At 64.6% G+C, this 16,960-nt stretch carries 14 protein-coding genes; 6 read left to right on the top strand and 8 right to left on the bottom strand.

Features of this window, described 5'->3' with window-relative positions:
• The first annotated feature begins 80 nt into the window (after window positions 1-80).
• The 6 genes from glaH (at window position 81) to proP (ending at window position 7,791) form a co-directional block, all read left to right on the top strand.
• Complete coding sequence (glaH, locus tag CAG00_RS05360; RefSeq protein WP_075045100.1) at window positions 81-1,058, top strand: glutarate dioxygenase GlaH; 978 nt, start codon at window positions 81-83, stop codon at window positions 1,056-1,058.
• 114 nt (window positions 1,059-1,172) lie between these two features.
• The gene (lhgO, locus tag CAG00_RS05355; protein ID WP_025338948.1) at window positions 1,173-2,423 is read left to right on the top strand and encodes an L-2-hydroxyglutarate oxidase; all 1,251 of its coding nucleotides are present in this window, start codon (window positions 1,173-1,175) and stop codon (window positions 2,421-2,423) included.
• A 151-nt stretch (window positions 2,424-2,574) separates the two neighbouring features.
• Window positions 2,575-3,966: a GABA permease gene (gene gabP / locus CAG00_RS05350; protein WP_025338949.1), complete on the top strand. Its 1,392-nt coding sequence runs from the start codon at window positions 2,575-2,577 to the stop codon at window positions 3,964-3,966.
• Between the two features lie 87 nt (window positions 3,967-4,053).
• Window positions 4,054-4,947 (top strand): PA4780 family RIO1-like protein kinase, encoded by an 894-nt coding sequence (locus tag CAG00_RS05345; protein ID WP_085663667.1) that lies wholly within the window; start codon window positions 4,054-4,056, stop codon window positions 4,945-4,947.
• A gap of 207 nt (window positions 4,948-5,154) precedes the next feature.
• Window positions 5,155-6,129, top strand: coding sequence for a porphobilinogen synthase (gene hemB / locus CAG00_RS05340; protein WP_085663666.1), 975 nt, complete (start codon window positions 5,155-5,157; stop codon window positions 6,127-6,129).
• Between the two features lie 159 nt (window positions 6,130-6,288).
• Window positions 6,289-7,791, top strand: coding sequence for a glycine betaine/L-proline transporter ProP (gene proP / locus CAG00_RS05335; RefSeq protein WP_075045102.1), 1,503 nt, complete (start codon window positions 6,289-6,291; stop codon window positions 7,789-7,791).
• Here the strand turns inward: proP and CAG00_RS05330 are convergent, their stop codons facing one another.
• The 8 genes from CAG00_RS05330 to CAG00_RS05280 all read right to left on the bottom strand — a co-directional run bounded on the left by CAG00_RS05330 (window position 7,792) and on the right by CAG00_RS05280 (window position 16,932).
• Window positions 7,792-8,493: a YoaK family protein gene (locus tag CAG00_RS05330; RefSeq protein ID WP_085663665.1), complete on the bottom strand. Its 702-nt coding sequence runs from the start codon at window positions 8,491-8,493 to the stop codon at window positions 7,792-7,794.
• A gap of 10 nt (window positions 8,494-8,503) precedes the next feature.
• Window positions 8,504-9,130 carry a riboflavin synthase subunit alpha gene (locus CAG00_RS05325; protein ID WP_075045104.1) on the bottom strand — a complete coding sequence of 209 codons (627 nt, stop codon included), beginning with the start codon at window positions 9,128-9,130 and terminating at the stop codon, window positions 8,504-8,506.
• A 748-nt stretch (window positions 9,131-9,878) separates the two neighbouring features.
• Complete coding sequence (treS, locus tag CAG00_RS05305) at window positions 9,879-11,945, bottom strand: maltose alpha-D-glucosyltransferase (protein WP_085663662.1); 2,067 nt, start codon at window positions 11,943-11,945, stop codon at window positions 9,879-9,881.
• Window positions 11,946-12,148: 203 nt separating this feature from the next.
• Entirely contained in the window at window positions 12,149-12,991 is an 843-nt protein-coding gene (locus CAG00_RS05300; protein WP_085616534.1) for a TIGR03915 family putative DNA repair protein, read from the bottom strand.
• Entirely contained in the window at window positions 12,982-14,202 is a 1,221-nt protein-coding gene (locus CAG00_RS05295) for a putative DNA modification/repair radical SAM protein (RefSeq protein WP_075045108.1), read from the bottom strand. The genes CAG00_RS05300 and CAG00_RS05295 overlap by 10 nt, the downstream gene beginning before the upstream one ends.
• 193 nt (window positions 14,203-14,395) lie before the next feature.
• A complete protein-coding gene (locus CAG00_RS05290; protein WP_085663661.1) occupies window positions 14,396-15,916 on the bottom strand; it encodes a glycosyltransferase family 39 protein in 1,521 nt (506 codons plus the stop codon).
• 3 nt (window positions 15,917-15,919) lie between these two features.
• Complete coding sequence (locus CAG00_RS05285; RefSeq protein WP_025338958.1) at window positions 15,920-16,192, bottom strand: lipid-A-disaccharide synthase N-terminal domain-containing protein; 273 nt, start codon at window positions 16,190-16,192, stop codon at window positions 15,920-15,922.
• Window positions 16,189-16,932: a glycosyltransferase family 2 protein gene (locus CAG00_RS05280; RefSeq protein WP_075045110.1), complete on the bottom strand. Its 744-nt coding sequence runs from the start codon at window positions 16,930-16,932 to the stop codon at window positions 16,189-16,191. Before CAG00_RS05280 ends, CAG00_RS05285 begins: the two co-directional genes overlap by 4 nt.
• Between the last annotated feature and the right edge of the window lie 28 nt (window positions 16,933-16,960).

Genomic DNA, 16,960 nt, shown 5'->3' with positions numbered 1-16,960 from the left:
TGGCGATAATTTTAGCTCGCCCGCACTGATCCAGGTCATGACCGGACGGCGCCACTCACTTTCTCTGCCAGGACACTGCCATGAACGCTTTTACGCAGATCGACGAACTTGTGATGCCACTGCCGCTCGAACCGCGTGGTTTCACCATCGCCCCCTCGAAGCAGTCGCCGCGCCTGCTTGAGCTCACCTTTGCCCGCGAAACGGTCGAAGCGTTCGTCCAGGCTGTTGCCCAGTGGCCGGTGCAGGCGCTGGAGTACAAGTCGTTCCTGCGCTTCCGGGTTGGCGAGATCCTCGACGAGCTGTGCCAGGGCACCCTGCGGCCGGTACTGCTCAATACCATCCTCAACCGCGCCAGCGGCGGCATGCTGATCACCCCGGTCGGCCTGGATGACGTGAGCCAGGCCGAGGACATGGTCAAGTTCACCACCGCCTGCGCACACCTGATCGGCCGCTCCAACTACGACGCCATGAGCGGCCAGTTCTATGCCCGCTTCGTGGTGGTCAACACCGACAACTCCGACAGCTACCTGCGCCAGCCGCACCGGGTCATGGAGCTGCACAACGACGGCACCTTCGTCAACCAGATCACCGACTACGTGCTGATGCTGAAGATCGACGAAAAGAACATGGAAGGCGGCAACTCGCTGCTGCTGCACCTGGACGACTGGGAGCAGTGCGACGAATTCTTCCGCCACCCGCTGGCCCGTCGCGAGATGCGCTGGACCGCACCGCCAAGCAAGAAGGTGTCCGAGGATGTGTTCCACTCGGTATTCGACACCGATGCCGAAGGCCGCCCGACCATGCGCTACATCGACCAGTTCGTGCAGCCGGAAAACTACGAGGAGGGCATCTGGCTGAACGCCTTGTCCGAATCGCTGGAAGGCAGCGAGAAGAAGCTTTCGGTACCGGTTGGCGTGGGTAGTTTCCTGCTGATCAACAACCTGTTCTGGCTGCATGGTCGCGACCGCTTCACGCCGCACGAAGGCCTGCGCCGCGAGCTGATGCGCCAGCGCGGCTACGTGGCCTTCCCCAAACCGCTGTACCAGCGCGGGCAATAATGACAGGGCGCGGGGCGGGCGCCCGCCCACGCGCCTTTGCACAAAACGATGCCACCAGGGCCCGCGCGGGCCTTGGTGAGCCAGTCAGGCAATGCCTGCGTGTGAGGTAAGGCTGTGTACGATTTCATCATCATTGGCGGTGGCATTGTGGGCATGTCCACGGCCATGCACCTGATCAAGGTCTACCCGGATGCGAAGATTCTCCTGCTGGAGAAAGAGTCCGGCCCGGCCCGCCACCAGACCGGCCACAACAGCGGCGTGATCCACGCCGGCGTGTATTACACCCCCGGCAGCCTCAAGGCGCGCTTCTGCCTGGAAGGCAACAAGGCCACCAAGGCCTTCTGCACCCAGCACGGTATCCGCTTCGATGAGTGCGGCAAGCTGCTGGTGGCCACCAACGACCTGGAAATGCAGCGCATGAAGGCGCTGTGGGAGCGCACCGCGGCCAATGGCCTGGAGCGCTACTGGCTGTCGGCGGCCGAGCTGCGCGAGCGCGAGCCCAATATCGTTGGCATGGGCGGCATCTTCGTGCCCTCCAGTGGCATCGTCAATTACGCCGAAGTGACTGCGGCCATGGGCGCCGAGTTCCAGCGCGCCGGCGGTGAAATCCGCTATGGCGCCGAGGTGGTCGGCTTGCAGGAGCTGGCCAGCGAAGTGGTCGTGCGCACGCAGGGTGACGAATTGCGCAGCCGTTTCCTGGTGACCTGCTCGGGCCTGATGGCCGACCGCGTGGTGAGCATGCTGGGCCTGCGTACCGAATTCGTCATTTGCCCGTTCCGTGGCGAGTACTACCTGCTGCCCAAGCAGCACAACCAGATCGTCAACCACCTGATCTACCCGATTCCCGACCCGTCCATGCCGTTCCTGGGCGTGCACCTGACACGCATGATCGACGGCACCGTCACCGTTGGCCCCAACGCCGTGCTGGCGATGAAGCGCGAGGGCTACCGCAAGCGCGATGTCAGCCCCGGCGACCTGTTCCAGACCTTGACCACCCCCGGCATCCTCAAGGTGCTGGCGAAGAACTTCCGCCCTGGCCTGATCGAGATGAAGAACTCGCTGTTCAAGGGTGGCTACCTCAAGCAGGTCCAGAAGTACTGCCCGAGCATCACCAAGGCCGACCTCACGCCTTACCCGGCCGGCGTGCGAGCCCAGGCCGTGTCGCGTGACGGCAAGCTGATCGACGACTTCCTGTTCGTCAACACCGCTCGCAGCGTCAACGTGTGCAACGCACCGTCGCCGGCCGCCACCTCCGCCATCCCGATCGGCGCCTACATCGTCGACAAGGTATGCGAGCAGGTCGGCCGTCAGGGCGGCAGTTTCCCCAAGGCCGACCTGGCGCCCCGTCAGCGGGCTGCCGGCTGACCTACCCGTAATACGTTCTGCGGTTTCGTTTTACTCAACCCGTGCTGCCCTACTCACCATCTGGGGCAGGGCGGGCTTTTTCGCGCCTGCGTCGGTGACGTGCAAGCCGGCGGCCCCTGCGTGGGCATGACAAAAACAACAAGGTAGCGCCATGCAAACCCACAAGAACAATTTGAGTCATGGATTGAAATCCCGGCATGTCACCATGCTGTCCATTGCCGGCGTGATCGGTGCCGGCCTGTTCGTCGGCTCCGGCCGTGCGATTGCCGAAGCAGGGCCCGCCACCATCCTGGCCTATATCCTGGCCGGCGCGCTGGTGGTGCTGGTGATGCGCATGCTGGCCGAAATGGCCGTTGCCTCGCCGGACACCGGTTCGTTCTCTACCTATGCCGACCTCGCCATCGGCAAGTGGGCCGGCTACACCATCGGCTGGCTGTACTGGTGGTTCTGGGTACTGATCATCCCCATCGAGGCCAATATCGCCGCCACCATCATCAATTCCTGGGTCCCGCAGCTGGAGATCTGGGTCTTGTCGTTGGTGATTACTCTATTGCTGACTGCCACCAACCTGTTCAGCGTGAAGAACTACGGTGAGTTCGAGTTCTGGCTGGCGTTGGTGAAGGTGGTGGCCATCGTCAGTTTCATCGCGCTGGGGGTGTGCGCCATCTTCGGCCTGCTGCCAGGCTCAGGTGTCAGCGGCGTGTCGCGCCTGTGGGATAGCGGCGGCTTCATGCCCAACGGTTTTGGTGCGGTGCTCAGCGCCATGCTGATTACCATGTTCTCGTTCCTCGGTGCCGAGGTGGTGACCATCGCCGCGGCCGAATCCGACGAAGCGGGCAAGCATATTTCCAAGGCCACCAACTCGGTGATCTGGCGAATCACCCTGTTCTATATCCTGTCGATCTTCATCGTCATCGCGCTGGTGCCGTGGACCGACCCGCGCCTGGCCACCGAAGGTTCCTATGTCACGGTACTGGACACCCTGGGCGTGCCGAATGCCAAGGCCATCATCGATTTCGTGGTGCTGACGTCGGTGACCAGCTGCCTCAACTCGTCGCTGTATACCGCGTCGCGCATGGTCTACTCGCTGAGCCGCCGCGGTGATGCGCCGGCCTGTGCCCAGGTGACCAGCCGCAGCGGCACCCCCGTGGTAGCTGTGCTGCTGTCCACTGGCGCAGCTTTCCTGGCGGTGATCGCCAACTACCTGGTACCGGCCAAGGTGTTCGGCTTCCTCATGGCAAGCTCCGGCGCCATTGCCTTGCTGGTGTACCTGGTGATCGCCGTTTCCCAGCTGCGCCTGCGCCAGCGCCTGACTGCACAGGGCAAGACACTGGGCTACCGCATGTGGCTGTTCCCGTGGCTGACGTGGGGCGTGATCCTGTTCATCAGTGGCGTGCTGGTGCTGATGCTGTTCCGCCCGGATCACCGCCTGGAAGTGGTATCGACCATGGTGCTGGCGGTGCTGGTGGTGTGTTCGGGCCTTCTGGTCACACGGCGTCGGGCGCGCGAGGTGGTGGTTGGCCGCGTAGGGCAGGGCGCCTGAGCCGTTCGGCCTGAAGACAGACGAGCAAGTCGCATCAGGCTGTGAGAGGATGTCCACCATCACAGCCAGGACCCCGAACGCAGCCTGATGAAGACACCCAAAAGAATCGAACCCCTGATCGAAGACGGCCTGGTCGACGAAGTACTGCGGCCGTTGATGAGTGGCAAGGAAGCCGCCGTGTATGTGGTGCGCTGTGGCAGCCAGGTGCGCTGCGCCAAGGTTTATAAAGAAGCCAACAAGCGCAGTTTCCGCCAGGCTGCCGAGTACCAGGAAGGCCGCAAGGTTCGCAACAGCCGTCAGGCCCGGGCGATGGCCAAGGGCAGCAAGTACGGCCGCAAGGAAGCCGAAGACGCCTGGCAGAACGCCGAAGTGGCGGCGCTGTTCCGCCTGGCCGGCGCTGGCGTGAGGGTTCCCAAGCCTTACTATTTCCAGGACGGCGTGCTGTTGATGGAGCTGGTGACCGATGCCGACGGTGACGCGGCCCCGCGCTTGAACGACGTGCACCTCGAGGCCGAGGATGCCCGCGCGTTCCATGCCTTCGTCATTCGCCAGATCGTGCTGATGCTGTGTGCCGGGCTGGTGCATGGCGACCTGTCGGAGTTCAACGTGCTGCTTGGCCCGGACGGGCCGGTGATCATCGACCTGCCGCAGGCGGTGGATGCAGCGGCCAACAACCATGCCTTCAGCATGCTGCAGCGCGATGTGGCCAACATGGCCCATTATTTCGGGCGCTTTGCGCCGGAGCTGAAAAGCACCCGGTATGCGCAGGAAATGTGGGCCTTGTACGAGGCGGGCGAACTGCGCCCGGACAGCCCGCTGACGGGGCTGTTCGAGGATGACGAGCATGCGGCTGACGTGGCCGGGGTGATGCGCGAGATCGATGCGGCCCGGCTGGATGATGCGCGCCGGCGCGCCGCGCGGGCCGAGGCTGAGCATGGGGCGGCCAGGGCAGAGGAGCCTGCGCCGCCCTGGCTGCAGTAATAGGTTGCCTGCACTGGCCTCTTCGCGGGTAAACCCGCTCCCACAGGATTCGCGCTGTACTTGTGGGAGCGGGTTTACCCGCGAAGAGGCCGGCACAGTAAAAATGCAGCCATTGCCTTTGACGCAAGACAATATCTCGTCATCTGGCCTTTTCACTGGCGCGCGACAGGCATAAGGTATACGCCGTTCAAATTCCCTGGAGCTGTCATGTCCAACCAATTCCCGTCCGTTCGTCCACGCCGCCTGCGCCAGAACGAGTCCCTGCGCACGATCTTCCAGGAAACCGAGTTCCGCCTTGAAGACCTGATCCTGCCGATCTTCGTCGAAGAGGGCATCGATGACTTCGTGCCGATCACCAGCATGCCGGGCGTCAACCGCATCCCCGAGAAGCTGCTGGCCCAGGAAATCGAGCGCTATGCCCGCGCCGGTATCAAGTCGGTGATGACCTTTGGCGTTTCGCACAACCTGGACGCCGTCGGCAGCGACACCTGGAACGAAAACGGCCTGGTCGCGCGCATGTCGCGCATCTGCAAGGACACCGTGCCGGAAATGGTGGTGATGTCCGACACCTGCTTCTGCGAATACACCAGCCACGGCCACTGCGGCGTGCTGCACGACCACGGCGTGGACAACGACGCCACCCTGGCCAACCTGGGCAAGCAGGCGGTCATCGCCGCTGCTGCCGGTGCCGACTTCATTGCCCCGTCGGCGGCGATGGACGGCCAGGTCCAGGCCATCCGCAGCGCGCTGGATGGTGCCGGCTTCCACGACACGGCGATCATGGCCTATTCCACCAAGTTCGCCTCGTCGCTGTATGGCCCGTTCCGTGAAGCCGGTGGTACCGCGCTGAAGGGCGACCGCAAGAGCTACCAGATGAACCCGATGAACCGCCGCGAAGCCGTGCGTGAGTCGTTGCTCGACGAGCAGGAAGGGGCCGATGTGCTGATGGTCAAGCCGGCCGGTGCCTACCTCGACGTGATCGCCGATATCCGTGCCGCCTCGCGCCTGCCGCTGGCGGCGTACCAGGTGAGCGGCGAGTACGCGATGATCAAGTTCGGCGGCCTGGCTGGCGCCATCGATGAAGGCCGTGTGGTGCGTGAAAGCATTGGCGCAATCAAGCGTGCCGGTGCCGACCTGATCCTCACCTACTTCGCCATGGACCTGGCCAGCGAAGGCATCTGACCGCGAGCCGTTGCCCATGCAAGCCGCTGCCATCGCAGCGGCTTTTCTTTGCCTGTGCTGCAACCGGTGAGGAAAAGCACAAAAAAACCGTAAGCGCTGAATTATTTAGTGTCCCGTTGTATCTCATCCCTTAGAGCATTCATCGACAGGGATACGGACATGAAACCTCGCAAGAAAAGCCTCCAGCCAATCGGCCTGAAGGACATCACCATTGTCGACGACGCCAAGATGCGCAAGGCAATCACCGCGGCAGCCCTGGGCAATGCCATGGAGTGGTTCGACTTCGGCGTCTACGGCTTCGTCGCCTACGCCCTGGGCAAGGTTTTCTTCCCCAATGCCGACCCGAGCGTGCAGATGATCGCGGCGTTGGCCACGTTCTCGGTGCCGTTTCTGATCAGGCCTCTGGGCGGGCTGTTCTTCGGTGCCTTGGGTGACCGGTTCGGGCGGCAGAAAATCCTCGCTGCGACCATCGTGATCATGTCGCTCAGCACCTTCGCCATCGGCCTGATACCGTCCTATGCCAGCATCGGCATCTGGGCGCCGATCCTGCTGCTGCTGGCCAAGATGGCCCAGGGCTTCTCGGTGGGGGGCGAGTACACCGGCGCGTCGATCTTCGTCGCCGAATATGCCCCAGACCGAAAACGGGGGTTTCTCGGCAGTTGGCTGGACTTCGGCTCGATTGCCGGGTTCGTGTTGGGTGCCGGTGTGGTGGTGTTGATCTCTACGGTGCTGGGTGAGGACAAGTTCCTCGAGTGGGGTTGGCGCCTGCCGTTCTTCCTCGCCTTGCCGCTGGGCATCATCGGCCTGTACCTGCGCCATGCGCTGGAGGAGACGCCAGCCTTCCAGCAGCACGTCGACAAGCTGGAGAAAGGCGACCGCGAAGGCCTGGCGACCGGGCCCAAGGTGTCGTTCAGGGAAGTGGCCACCCAGCACTGGCGCAGTCTGGTGACCTGCATTGGCGTGGTGATTGCCACCAACGTCACCTACTACATGCTGCTCACGTACATGCCCAGCTACCTGTCGCACAACCTGCACTACAGCGAAGACCATGGCGTGCTGATCATCATCGCGATCATGGTCGGCATGCTGTTCGTGCAGCCGATGATCGGGCTGCTCAGCGACAAGTTCGGCCGTCGACCGTTCATCATCGTCGGCAGTATCGGCCTGTTGGTGCTGGCCATCCCGGCATTCATGCTGATCAACAGCGGCGTGCTGGGGGTGATTTTTGCCGGGTTGCTGATCATTGCCGTGCTGCTGAACTTCTTCATCGGCGTGATGGCCTCGACGCTACCGGCAATGTTCCCCACGCACATCCGCTACAGCGCCCTCGCCAGCGCCTTCAATATCTCGGTGCTGATCGCCGGCCTCACCCCGACCATCGCCGCCTGGCTGGTGGAAAGTACTGGCAACCTGTACATGCCGGCCTATTACCTGATGGTGATCGCCGCCGTGGGGCTGGTCACCGGCCTGACCATGAAGGAAACCGCCAACAAGCCGCTGCGCGGCGCGGCACCGGCAGCATCGGATATCGAGGAAGCGCGTGAGCTGCTGCAGGAACACCACGACAACATCGAGCAAAGGATCGAGGACATCGATGCGCAGATTGCCGAACTGGAGGCCAAGCGCAAGTTGCTGGTGCAGCAGCACCCGCGCATCGAGTGATCAGTGTGGCATGTAGCCACGCTGCCAGGTCCGTGGAATGAACCGCGACACCAGGGCCAGCACGCAGGCCAGCGCACAGCTGCCGGTCAGTGCCTGCAGGCCCAGGTGGTGCTCCAGCCAGGCACCCAGCGAGGCGCCCAGCAGCATGCCGGCCCAAGGCACCAGTTGCACCCGCCAGCCATTGCGCCGCTCGCCCAGCAGCCAGCGCCCCAGCCCACGACCGAAGCGTGACAGGGCGCCGGTGACGTAGGTCAGGCCGATGGGCAGGCCGTTCACCTGTTCGACCACGGCATTGATCATGCCCATGGCCAGTGTGGCAGCGAGCAGCGCTGGAAAGGTCGCTGCCAAGGGCCATGCGGCTGCAAAGCCCAGCAGGGCGGCGACCACCAGCAGCACTGGCCACGCCCGACGGCGGAAAGCGCGCGCCAGCAGCACGCCCAGGGCGTTGCCGACGACGAAGCCCAGCACTGCAGCACTCAGGCGCAGCACCAGGGCCAGGTCCGCATCGCTGATGGCGACGGCCAGGCGCGTGGTGTTGCCACTCATGAACGACACGAAGTCGCCCAGCGCCAGCAGGCCGATGGCATCGGTCATGCCGGCAAGTACGGACAGGCCAGCGACCAGGCCGAGGCCCACGCGACCACGCAGCATCTGCAGGCGTAGCCGCTTGGCTGTGCGCGCGGGGAGGGTGTTGGGCAGCATCCTCGGGAACTCAGCGGGGCATTTCGCGGGCCAGGGTGCTCTTGATGGTGCGCTCCACTACATCGACCAGCACCATTGTCTGGTGGTCCACTTCGATGTTGAGCAGCTCGCCGGCCTTGTAGCTGGGGAAGGTGGTCTGGCGCAGGGTTTCCGGGATCAGGTTGATGGTGATCACATTGTCCTCGACATCGGCTACGGTCAGGCTGCAGCCGTTGACCCCGATGAAGCCGCGCGGGAACACGTACTTGCCCCATTCCGGTGGCATGCGGAACTTGATGAAGGCGCCGGTTTCCTTGATCGACAGCTCGACGATTTCGGCGGTGGTGGCGATGTGGCCGGCCATCAGGTGGCCGCCGACTTCGGCGTTCATCTTCGCCGAGCGTTCGATGTTGACGCCCTGGCCGGCCTTGAAGTTGCGCAGGTTGGTGCGCTCGAGGGTGGCGGTCATGGCGTCGAACCTGACCTGGGTGCCGTGGATTTCGGTGACCGACAGGCAGGTGCCTTCGACACTGACGCTGGCGCCGATCTTCAGCTCGTCGAGCAGTTCGGGGGTGAGGTCGATGGTGAACTGGTTGTGGCCCGGGTAGGTGGTCACATCAAGCAGAGGGCGGACGGCCTGGACGATGCCGGTGTACATGGAGTTGCTCCTGGGCACGGAAAAGAAAACTTCCGAACGCTATGCCCGTGGAGCGGTAAAAGCAAGCCGGCCATTTGTCTGGACACTTGAAACCCACAGGTACGGTGCACTCTGTCAGCTGGAGGTGACCCTGTGGGAGCGGGTTCACCCGCGAAGCAGGCGACGCGGTGGATGGCACCGGCTAGGCCGGTGTTCGCGGGCGCGCCCGCTCCCACAGGTATGGTGCAGTCCTTCAGCTGGTGGGCTCCCTGTGTGTGGGCATGCCCGCGAAGCAGGCGATGCGGTGGATGGCACCGGCTGCGCCGGTGTTCGCGGGTGAACCCGCTCCCACAGGTACGGCGCATTCCTTCAGCTGGTGGGTCCACCCTGTGGGAGCGGGCATGCCCGCGAAGCAAGCGACGCGGTGGATGGCACCGGCTAGGCCGGTGTTCGCGGGCGCGCCCGCTCCCACAGGTACGGCGCACTCCTTCAGCTGGTGGGGTCCCTGTGGGAGCGGGTTTACCCGCGAAGCAGGCGGCGCGGTGGATGGCACCGGCTACGCCGGTGTTCGCGGGTGAACCCGCTCCCACAGGTACGGCGCATTCCTTCAGCTGGTGGGTCCACCCTGTGGGAGCGGGCATGCCCGCGAAGCAGGCGACGCGGTGGATGGCACCGGCTGCGCCGGTGTTCGCGGGTGAACCCGCTCCCACAGGTATCGCGTGGCTACCGTTCTGAGCTTCACCGGCGAAGGCAATGGGGCAAATACAATTCAGACATGGCCGCTGCTGTTGACGATCCGCAGGCACAGCGCCTCATACGGGTCCAGGTTCACCATCAGGCGCCCATCCTCGGTCAAATCCCCTTCGACCGTTTCATTGATCATGTCGACCACCGGCCCCGGCGTGAACCCGGTCAGTTGCAGCTCCTCGGCAATCACTTCCTGGCCAAAATTCAGCGCAGTGATCTGGATGCCACGCCCGGCCGGCAGTTCATGCACCATTACCAGCAAGCCGGGGCTGCTGACTTCAGGTACCAGCACCTGGCGGCTGGTGGCGATGCCATAGGCCTGGCGCACCGCCAGCAGCTTCTTCACCTTGCAGGCAAACGAATCGCCATTTTCCAGCTGGCTGTCCAGGCTGCCATACAGCGCCCGGGCACGGGGCATGCCACGCACCGACGTCTGGGCCTGCGGCTCCAGCCCGGCCAGGTCGTAGCCGCCGCGGTGAATCCAGCGGGTATCGCCATCCAGCATCCGCTGCGCGACCGCTTCGGCGGGCAAGGGCAGGGCGCCCACCAGGTCCCAGCCGGACAGCGCCACCACCCCCGGCTGCATGGCGTTGTACATGACCAGCAGCAGGTGCACCTTCTGGATCAGCTCGATTTCTGCAACCCCGATCTGCCCGAGGTCGCGGATGCCCAGTGCGGCAGCGATCAGGCTGGCCGTGGTACAGGCTATGCCATTGGTGACGAAGCGCAGGTTGTAAGGCGCATGCTCGCCCGAGAGCCGTTCGTAGATCTCTTCGCGGATGTGTTCGCGCAGAATGCCGCCGGGCAAGGTCTGGCCTTTGTACAGGTACATGTCATGGGCATGCAGGGTCCAGAAATGCACCAGCTCCACGGTCAGCTCGTCATGGTTCTGCAGGGCATGGATCAGCGAGGCCGGGTCGATGCCGAAGGCATGCATCTCCTTGAGCATCAGGCGCAGGAATTCGGTGTCACCGGTCAGCAGCGCATGCTGGTAGGCCGGCCGGGTAATGAAATCGTAGGACAGGTCGGCACCGCCCCTGGACATCTGCGCGATGTCGTCGAGGGTCAGGTTCAGTTCCTGGAAGCTGAAACCGCCGGCCTTGCGGATCATGCCACCGATCAGCTGGTTGCCGACGATCGAAAGCGGGTGGCTTTCCGACCAGGCAGTGCCGCTGGCGCGGGTCTCCACGCCGAGAAAGCCGTTGGCATCCAGGCGCAGGCCGCGTGCACCCAGGCAGTCCAGGGCGTGCAGGGCATCGCCAATGATCATCTGCTGGGCGGCAAAGGTCGGGTCCAGCCAGTTCAGCGACGGCTGGCCTTCCTTGAAGTAGTGCAGGTACACCCAGCGCCGGGTCTTGCCATCCACACCGGTCACCGGCGGCGTGGCGCTCCAGTCGGTTTCCTTAACACCTGGTTCGAAGAAGATCACCCGTTGCAGCTGGCCGACGATGTAATGGCGGGCCTTGAGCTCGTCGCACTGGGCCGGCAGCAGGTTGACCGCGTCGCGCCCGGCGGGCACTTCGGGCAGCAGCGGCCAGTCTTCTTCGCGGATTTCGACCATGTGGTACAGCCCCGGGTAGGGGCCGTGGGCCAGCTCGGCCAGGCGGAAGTCGGCGCCCTTGCCCGTGTGCGAGGGGATCAGGTCGTCGATGGTCACGGCGTTGTGCGCGGCGGCCATGCGGCTCATCTGGATCAGCTCCTGCTCGCTGCCGTACAGCGGGTCGATGTCGAAACTGATGCGGTCGAAGTTGCCGTCCACGCTGGGGGTGAGTTCACGACCACGAATGCCGCCGGACAGCTTGATGGGGCCGGTGTGCAGGCCCTGGATGCCGATCTCCGACAAGCGCTTCCACAGCGCTTCGTGGGCCAGGGCACCGAGCACCGAACAGCCTTCGGGGGCGATGATGGCGTCGGGGTAGACGGTCAGCCAGACCGAAGCGATTTCAGTGGCGCGGCGGGGCTGGGCTTCGGCGTAGGGCTGCTGCCACAGGCGCGACTGGCCCGAGTACAGGTGGGTGCGTTGCTGGGAGGCCCTGAGCATGGCGCGGTCTTCGAGCCATTTGACGTATGACGGGTCGGGTTGGGTCATTTCGCGTCCTCTTTGCGTGTCGGCAGCGGCTCAGGTTATGACGGCTGTGGCGGCTGATCGTTCGGCTTGAGTATGGTTTGGCTGCTTCGCGGGCGCGCCCGCTCCCACAGCGGTCTCCACACACGTTGAGAACAGTGCAATACCTGTGGGAGCGGGCATGCCCGCGAAGAAATCCCCACTGATCAAGGTTTGCGAATACGCAACTACCGTGTGGGCTTGCTGATCTGTTTGCCAGCCTGGGAGGCGACTTCCAGGGCTTGGCCATCCCGTTGCTTGCCTTGCCGAGCCAGGCCTTCGAGCTGCGGAATCAGCATGCCCTCCGGTAAATGACGCCAGAACCGCCCGGGCATGTGCAGGCGCAAGGCGTCGGGGTTGAGGCGGGCAGGGTTGAAGGTATGGCGATAGTAGGTGCGCCACAATTCGGCGCCAGGGTCTTCGGCGTTGCGGGCCCACTGGCGCCAGGGCTCGGGGCACTGGCGCTGGTAGTCGAATGCCTGGCCGTCGAAGCGTATGCCGTCGTGCGCCGTGGCAATCATCCAGCGCAAACGCCCCAGGCGGTCGGCGAAATGTGCACTGGCGCTTTCCAGAATGTCATGCGCCGGCTCGTGATAGGCCACCAGGTCGAGTTGCAGCTGTTCAGCCAATACTTCGGGTAGTGGCACGAAGCGCACAAACGCATGCAGGTGGTGCGCTTCGCGATTGACCTGCTTGATCCGTCTTTGCAGCTCGCTGCCCAGTCGGTCACCCGCCAGCATTGCAGTGCGGTCGCCATGGGCCACCCGCCAAAGTACCTCGTAAAGCAGGTTCCAGCGGTGCTCGCCACGGTAGCGGGCGGCCTGTTCCAGCTGGCTCAACAGCGCCGCTGGCACCTTGGCGCGAAAAGGACCGGAGCCTTCCGGCAGCGCTGTCGGTACGGCCAGCAAATCAGCCATCGGCCCTTGCGCCCAGGTCACCTCCGACGGGTCGATGCCATGCCCCAACAACACCCGGGCCTGGTCACGCCAGGTGGCGAACAGGCCGTCGCAGTCGAGCGCGATCATCCCCACAAGCCCATCTGCACCGGCGCCTGCGGCTCACGCAAGCGCGCCCTCAGCAGGCCGCTGCGCAGCTCGGCCTGGGCCGGGCGGTAGTCGCTGGTGACAATGAACGGCCGCGCCTTGTCCAGCACGCAGCGCAGCTGGATCAGGTCATCGTAGCGAATGCGCCGTTCGCGTCGCAGGGCTACCAGGCGCTGCACGCTGCGCAGGCCGATGCCGGGGATGCGCGCCAGTAGCGCCGGCTCGGCACGGTTCACGTCCAGCGGGAACACTTCGCGGTTGGCCAGCGCCCAGGCCAGCTTGGGGTCGATGTCCAGTGCCAGGTTGCCGCTCTGGCCCAGCAGCTCGCCGGCCTTGTAGCCATAGCCACGTAGCAGGAAGTCAGCCTGGTACAGGCGGTGCTCGCGCAGCAGCGGTGGTGCGGCCAGGGGGACGCTGCCGGGGCTGTCAGGGATGGGGCTGAAGGCGGAGTAATACACGCGCTTGAGGCCATAGCCTTGGTACAGCGATTCGGCATTGCGCAGCAATGTGCTGTCATCGGTGCTGTCGGCCCCTACGATCACCTGGGTGCTTTGCCCGGCCGGGGTAAAGCGCGGCGCCTTGGGTTCGTGGGCCACGGCTTGCTGGCCCTGGTGGATCACGCCCATGGCCTGGCGAATGGTGTGCGCCTGTTTCTCCGGTGCCAGGCGTTTCAGGCTGGCGTCGGTCGGCAGCTCGATGTTGACGCTGAGCCGGTCTGCCAGGCGCCCGGCCTCTTCGATCAGCAACGGGTCGGCATCGGGGATGGTCTTGAGGTGGATGTAGCCACGGAAGTCGTGCTCTTCGCGCAACAGCTTCGCCACGCGGATCAGCTGCTCCATGGTGTAGTCAGCAGACCGGATGATGCCGGAGCTGAGGAACAGGCCGCTGATGCAGTTGCGCCGGTAGAAGTCCAGGGTCAGCCGGACCACTTCCTCAGGGCTGAAGCGCGCGCGTGGCACGTTGCTGGAGCGGCGGTTGACGCAGTACTGGCAGTCGTAGAGGCAAAAGTTGGTCAGTAGCACCTTGAGCAGCGAGACGCAGCGCCCGTCGGGGGTGTAGCTGTGACAGATGCCCATGCCATTGGTAGCACCCAGGCCATCAGCCCCGCGCGAGTTGCGCTTGGGCGCGCCGCTGCTGGCGCAGGATGCGTCGTACTTGGCAGCATCGGCAAGGATGCCGAGTTTGGCGATGAGTTGCATGGGGCTGACCTGTGATACTGAATATTCATACAGTATTTTGAGATGTGACGGATTGCAAGCGATTGTGCGCCGGCCATGCCCGACTACCTTGGCGGGCAGCCCGCTCCCACAGGGTTAGCGCGTAGCCTGAGTTCGGCGCCAAACCTTTGGGAGCAAGCGTGCCCGCGAAGTCCTGCAGAAACGTTGGCAGGCACTAAGGCGAGCCCGTCCAGGCGAAGTGGTAGACGTGGCTGGGGGCCGTGGCCTGGCACTGGCCGTTATCGGCATCGGCACCGACCACATACCACTCTGCGCGCGAGGTCTCGCCCAGCCTGCGTGCCTTGTCGGCACTGAAGCAGCGGCCCAGCTCCGAAGCCGGTACCAGGGCGAAGGCCGTGGGGTTGTGGCGCAGCCAGTAAGCGGCCGTGTCCGCCCTGGACTGGCCGGTGAAACCGAAGTGCACGATGGGTTGTCGGGCAAACAGCCAATGCCCCTCGCGCCAGTTGACCAGCACCAACTCGGCGCCGCCGGTGGCCCGCGCGGCTTCACTCATCAATGTCTCATGCGGGTTGCGGCCTTCCTTCAGCGGCTCGACGAAGCCGCGCGCGAACCACAGCGCGAACCATGCCAGGGCCACGGCAGTGAACGCCTTGCGCCAGGCCGGCCGGCGCTGCAGCCAGCGCTTGAGCAGCCACGGCAGCAGTGGCGCGATGGCCAGCACCAGGCCCGGCAGCGCCGGGAAGATGTACAGCTTGCGCTTGCCGCTGCTGAGGCTGAAAAACAACAGCACCAGCACCACCCAGCCGAGCAGCAGCAGAAAGCGCGCGTCGCGTTTTTGCAGCTGCCGGCGCCAGGCCGGTACCAGCCAGGGCAGGGCCAGCACCAGTGGCAGCCAGTATTTGGGGATGACCTTGACGAAGAAGTACCAGAACGGTTCGCGATGGTCCCAGGCATTGGCATAGCGGCTGGCGGTCTGGCGCAGCAGGATTTCCTTCAAATAGGCCAGCTCCGCCGCGCCACCGCCATGGGCGATCGAAACCAGCAGTGGCAGCAGCCACACCGCGCAACCGGCCAGCAGCCACGCCAGCCCCAGGCTCCAGCGCCAACCCTGGCCGGGCATGGCCACCACCCCGTGCCAGCGGTGGCGCACCGCCCAGGCATAGGGCAGCAATAGCAGCGCCGGGACAAAGCCCACGCCCTTGCTGATAATGCCCAGGCCCATCGCCGCGCAGGCCAGGTAGAACCAGCCCCAGGCCGGCCCGAGCAGCAAGTGGCGCAGCATGCCGTAGAAACCCAGTGCCACCCACAGGCACAGGAAGCTGTCGATCTGCCCGGTGCGCAGGATGCTGTAGCTCTGGTAGGTGGCCAGGAACAACAAGGCGGCGATCACGCCGATGCGCCGGTTCCACAGGCGCCGCCCCAGGTCATGCAGCACCCAGGTAATGGTCGCCGCCGACAGCAACCCTGGCAGGTACAGGGCAACCTTGGGCGAGCCGGTGAGGTGGCTGAACAGGGCCACGGTCCACATGAACAGCGGCGGCTTGTCGCCGTAGATTTCCGCCGCCCGGTGGGGGATGAACCAGTTGCCGCTCTGCAGCATTTCCAGGGCGACGCCGAGAAAGCGTTCTTCATCCACATTCATCGGCTGGCGCCAGCCGATACCCGCGCCCACCAGCAACACCGCGAGGGCAATCAGGGCCAGGCGTTCGGCCCCGAGCGTGTTGAACCTTGGCAAGGGCTATTCCTTCTGTTCCTGGTGGCGGGCGATCAGCTGCAGGTTGCGCAGGTAGACCAGGAAGCCGAAGCTCTGGCCGATGATGAACACCGGGTCCTGGCGATAGATGGCGTAGGTCAGCAGCAGCGCGCTGCCGAGCATGCTCAGGTACCAGAAGCCCACCGGGATCACGCTGCGGCGCTTGAACTCGCTGTACAGCCACTGCAACACGAAGCGCCCGGTAAATACGGCCTGGCCGGCGAAACCGATGACCAGCCACAGGGTTTCGCGGGTCATCCTTCGAACTCCTGGGGGCGCGTGTCCAGGCGGGTGCGACGGATCAGCCACCAGACCCCGAACAGGTCGAGGATGCCGACCAGGGCGCGGTCCAGGTTGCCGTACTTGGACACCCCGGCCTGACGTGGCCGGTGGTTGACCGGGTGCACCAGCATGCGGCCGTTGTGGCGCAGGATCAGCGCCGGGATGAAGCGGTGCATGTGGTCGAAGTAGGGCAGGCGCAGGAAGGCCGCGCGTTCGATCAGCTTCAGCCCGCAGCCGGTGTCTGGCGTGGCGTCCTTGAGCAAGCGGCTGCGCAGGCCGTTGGCAAGCCGCGACGCCCAGCGTTTGCTGGCGCTGTCGCGGCGGTTGACCCGGTGCCCGGCCACCAGCTTGACGCCGCCGGCCAGGTCCTGGTTGGCGCGCACCAGGGCCAGCATGCCGGGGATGTCCGCGGGGTCGTTCTGGCCGTCCCCGTCCAGGGTCGCCAGCCAGCGCCCGCGCGCCGCCTGGGCGGCATGCCACAGCGAGGTGCTCTGGCCCAGCGAGCGCTCGTGACGGAGGATGCGCAGTTGCGTGTAGCCCTGGCTTTTCAGTTGCAGCAGTACGCTCAGGGTGCGGTCGCTGCTGCCGTCATCGACCACCAGTACTTCATGGTCTTCGGCCGCCAGTGCGATGCGTATTTCCATCAAGAGTGACGGCAGGTTGTCGACCTCGTTCCTGGCGGGAATGAGCACCGAGAGGTCAAGTGGATCTGTCATGAGGCTACCTGTGATCTTGTTGTGATTG

This window comes from Pseudomonas sp. B5(2017), from assembly GCF_002112825.1.
Taxonomy (GTDB): domain Bacteria; phylum Pseudomonadota; class Gammaproteobacteria; order Pseudomonadales; family Pseudomonadaceae; genus Aquipseudomonas; species Aquipseudomonas putida_Z.
The sequence above is the reverse complement of the archived record's forward strand: the minus strand, read 5'-3'. Positions and strand labels throughout refer to the sequence as shown.

Bases quoted from the DNA above. Each gene is read 5' to 3' on its own strand.
- glaH (WP_075045100.1), top strand. From the start codon at position 81: ATGAACGCTTTTACGCAGATCGACGAACTTGTGATGCCACTGCCGCTC.
- gabP (WP_025338949.1), top strand. From the start codon at position 2,575: ATGCAAACCCACAAGAACAATTTGAGTCATGGATTGAAATCCCGGCAT.
- CAG00_RS05345 (WP_085663667.1), top strand. From the start codon at position 4,054: ATGAAGACACCCAAAAGAATCGAACCCCTGATCGAAGACGGCCTGGTC.
- hemB (WP_085663666.1), top strand. From the start codon at position 5,155: ATGTCCAACCAATTCCCGTCCGTTCGTCCACGCCGCCTGCGCCAGAAC.
- proP (WP_075045102.1), top strand. From the start codon at position 6,289: ATGAAACCTCGCAAGAAAAGCCTCCAGCCAATCGGCCTGAAGGACATC.
- CAG00_RS05330 (WP_085663665.1), bottom strand. From the start codon at position 8,493: ATGCTGCCCAACACCCTCCCCGCGCGCACAGCCAAGCGGCTACGCCTG.
- CAG00_RS05325 (WP_075045104.1), bottom strand. From the start codon at position 9,130: ATGTACACCGGCATCGTCCAGGCCGTCCGCCCTCTGCTTGATGTGACC.
- treS (WP_085663662.1), bottom strand. From the start codon at position 11,945: ATGACCCAACCCGACCCGTCATACGTCAAATGGCTCGAAGACCGCGCC.
- CAG00_RS05295 (WP_075045108.1), bottom strand. From the start codon at position 14,202: ATGCAACTCATCGCCAAACTCGGCATCCTTGCCGATGCTGCCAAGTAC.
- CAG00_RS05285 (WP_025338958.1), bottom strand. From the start codon at position 16,192: ATGACCCGCGAAACCCTGTGGCTGGTCATCGGTTTCGCCGGCCAGGCC.
- CAG00_RS05280 (WP_075045110.1), bottom strand. From the start codon at position 16,932: ATGACAGATCCACTTGACCTCTCGGTGCTCATTCCCGCCAGGAACGAG.